Below are 3,162 nucleotides of genomic sequence, written 5' to 3'. Positions count from 1 at the left end.
GCCTGGGCGCCCTGTTGCAGGGTGGTCAGGCCTGCGTAGCCGGCGCGGTAGAGCACGCAGGTGTCGGCCAGTTCGGTCATGATCGCGAGCAAGGCGTCCAGGCGCGCGTTCTGTTCTCCGGCATTTTGCTGGCGGCTCTTGTGCAATTGCGGCAGGCCGCGTTGCGTCACCGAAGGGAAGCCCAACTGCGCTTCTTCACGGGCACCGCGAGCGCCGTAACGTTGGGCGACCAGCGCGCCGTGGCTCAGGGTTTGTGGCGCATGTCGGTCGTTGAGTAAGGCTAATCTGGCCGCGTTCAGCGTAACGGCGCCAGGGTCCAGGGCCGCTGCGGCGGTGAGCAGACCAAGCGCCCAGATCGCACCGCGATGAGTATTTACGCCATTGGTGGTAATGAGCATCGCTTGCTCGCCTTCGCGGCCAATACGGCCCAGGGCTTCGCGCAGAGGCAGGCCGATTTCGCCGATTTCAAGCGCGGCCTCGGCCATTTCCTTGAACATCGGCCACAGCGACAGCGCCGAGGCGTGCATCAAGCCCAGGTGCAGATCGGTGTGGGCGCCGTTGCCTCGCCGGTCTACCAGGGCGGGCTTGGGCGACAAATCCGCTTCGTCGATCAGCGCATCGACCGCCCTATCCGCCAGGCGATCGGCCAGGCTCACTTCATGCAGTTTGAGGGCGCGCATCTACCAACTCCTGAATTTGGCGGGTGGGTTGTACAGGCCGCCGGACCAGTCCACCAGATCGGCCACGCTCTTGGCGGCCAACAGCTCGCGGGTGGCGTCGGTGCGACGAATGCCCAGGTCTTCGGGCAGCGCAATCAAGCCTTCGCGGCGCATGCGGGCGGTGTCCTTGGGGTTGTGGCGCATACCGATGGCGGTGACCCCGGCGACGGCAGCGATCATTGCCTGGCGTTCTTCCAGGGAACGCGCCTTGTACAGGTAGGCGATGCCTTCTTCGGTGAGCAGGTGGGTGACGTCGTCGCCGTAGATCATGATCGGCGCCAGGGGCATGCCGCTTTTGCGCGCCACTTCCACCGCGTCGAGGGTGTCGACGAAGGTGGGCTTGCCGCCTTCCTGGAAGGTCTCGACCATTTGCACGACGAGTTTTTTGCCACGTTCGAGCAAGGCTTCGGGCGCATCATCGTGGCGCATGTCCAGCCAGGCCGGTGTGCCGTGGCGGCGACCGCGTGGGTCGTGGCCCATGTTCGGCGCGCCGCCGAAACCGGCGAGGCGGCCACGGGTCACGGTGCTGGAATGGCCATCGCCATCCACTTGCAGGGTGGCGCCGATAAACAGGTCCACCGCGTACTGGCCGGCCAGTTGGCAGAACATGCGGTTGGAGCGCATCGAGCCGTCGCGGCCGGTGAAGAACACATCCGGGCGTGCGGCGATGTAGTTTTCCATGCCCAGTTCAGTGCCGAAGCAATGCACGCTTTGCACCCAGCCGCTTTCAATCGCCGGAATCAGCGTGGGGTGCGGGTTGAGGGTCCAGTTGCGGCAGATCTTGCCCTTCAGGCCCAGGGATTCGCCGTAGGTGGGCAGGATCAGTTCGATGGCGGCGGTGTTGAAGCCGATACCGTGGTTGAGCGATTGCACATTGTGTTTTTCGTAGATACCACGGATCGCCATCATCGCCATCAGCACGTGTACCGGCTTGATGTGACGCGGATCACGGGTGAACAGCGGCTCGATATAGAACGGCTTGTCGGCCACCACCACGAAATCCACCCAGCTGGCGGGGATGTCCACGCGCGGCAAGTCGGTGACGTCGTCCACCAATTGGTTGACCTGCACGATCACGATGCCATCGCTGAAGGCAGCGGGTTCGATCAGCGCGGGGGTGTCTTCGGTGCTGGCGCCGGTGTAAATGTTGCCGGCGCGGTCGGCCATGAAGCCGGCCGACAGCACCACGTTGGGAATCAGGTCCACCACCAGGCGCGCATAGAGTTCGATGTAGGTATGGATCGCGCCGATTTCCAGCAGGCCGTCTTCCAGCAACTGGCTGATGCGCAGGGATTGGGTGCCGGCGAAGGAGAAATCCAGCTTGCGTGCGATGCCTTTTTCAAACAGGTCCAGGTGCTCTGAACGACCGACACTGGGCATGATCATGTGCAAATCGTGGAGCTTGGCCGGGTCGGCCTTGGCTAGGGAACGCGAGAGGAAGTCGGCCTGCTTCTGGTTGTTGCCTTCCAGTACCACGCGGTCGCCGGGAAGGATCAAGGCTTCAAGGGCCTCGACGATCTTGTCACTGGGCAACACTGCCCCGTCTGCATACTGTTTGACCAGCCCGAGCCGCCGCTGCTTCTCGTCGCGCCGCCGCGTCCAGCGCGAGTCGGGGGTGATGGTTGTTGTCATGGTTGCTCCACGGGGGGGTTGCTGTCGTGGGGCTTTACCTTAGGAGTGATTCGGAAGGCCATCAATCAAGCCCGACGACGGATCATTACGGTGGGAGTAATGAAACTCAAAATGTGGGAGGGGGCTTGCCCCCGATTGCGGTGGGTCAGCTATGAGCTGGTCTAATAGTCCCGGACACCTCAATAGGTGAAACTACACCTATTGAGGAGTATTCCATGACCAAGAAGTACAGAAAATTCGACGCCGCTTTCAAGCTAAGAGTCTGCAAGATGATTGTTGACCAAGGCCTGAGCGTGAACTCCGTTTGTACCGATTTAGACTTGAGTGATACTGCCGTGCGCCGCTGGGTCCAGCAGTACCAAGCCGAGCAGTTAGGTGGTACAGGGATTGGTAAACCGTTAACCAGCGAGCAACAGCGTATTCGTCAGCTTGAGCAGCAGATCCGCGAGCTGAAGACTGACAACGATATATTAAAAAAAGCTACGGCCTTCTTTGCCCGCGAATTGAAGTGATCCACCAATTGGTTCACCAAATGCAATGCAAGGCCTACCCGGTAATACGTATCTGCCGGGTTTTGCGGATCAGCCGTTCGGGGTTCTATGAAGCTCGTCAGCGGTCTTTTAAGCCAAAAGCTGTCTGTCCGGTTGCAGCTCAGGTCAAAGCTACGTTCATGACCAATGAGCACTGTTATGGCAGTCGTCGGGTGATGAAAGCACTGCGTAGCGATGGCGTATCCATTGGGCGGCACAAGGTCCGTCGGCTGATGAAACAACAGGATTTACGCCCGATCTGGAAGCGCAAGTTCGTTCAT

The 3,162-nt window shown here is 60.6% G+C and carries 2 protein-coding genes and 1 pseudogene; 1 reads left to right on the top strand and 2 read right to left on the bottom strand.

Going from position 1 to position 3,162, the window contains the following annotated elements; genetic code table 11:
• A partial coding sequence (locus BFP90_RS04615) for a triphosphoribosyl-dephospho-CoA synthase (RefSeq protein WP_065896089.1) occupies nucleotides 1-680 on the bottom strand: 680 nt, incomplete at its 3' end.
• Nucleotides 681-2,351 (bottom strand): malonate decarboxylase subunit alpha, encoded by a 1,671-nt coding sequence (gene mdcA / locus BFP90_RS04610; protein WP_065885368.1) that lies wholly within the window; start codon nucleotides 2,349-2,351, stop codon nucleotides 681-683.
• Between the two features lie 215 nt (nucleotides 2,352-2,566).
• On the opposite strand from mdcA, the pseudogene BFP90_RS28085 reads away from it, so the two are divergent.
• Nucleotides 2,567-3,162 (top strand): annotated as a pseudogene (locus tag BFP90_RS28085) (transposase); the annotation flags it as partial.

Origin of the sequence: Pseudomonas sp. 24 E 13, assembly GCF_900004715.1 — a bacterium.
GTDB lineage: Bacteria > Pseudomonadota > Gammaproteobacteria > Pseudomonadales > Pseudomonadaceae > Aquipseudomonas > Aquipseudomonas orientalis_A.
Note: the sequence above shows the minus strand (reverse complement) of the source record. Positions and strands in the feature narration are given on the sequence as shown.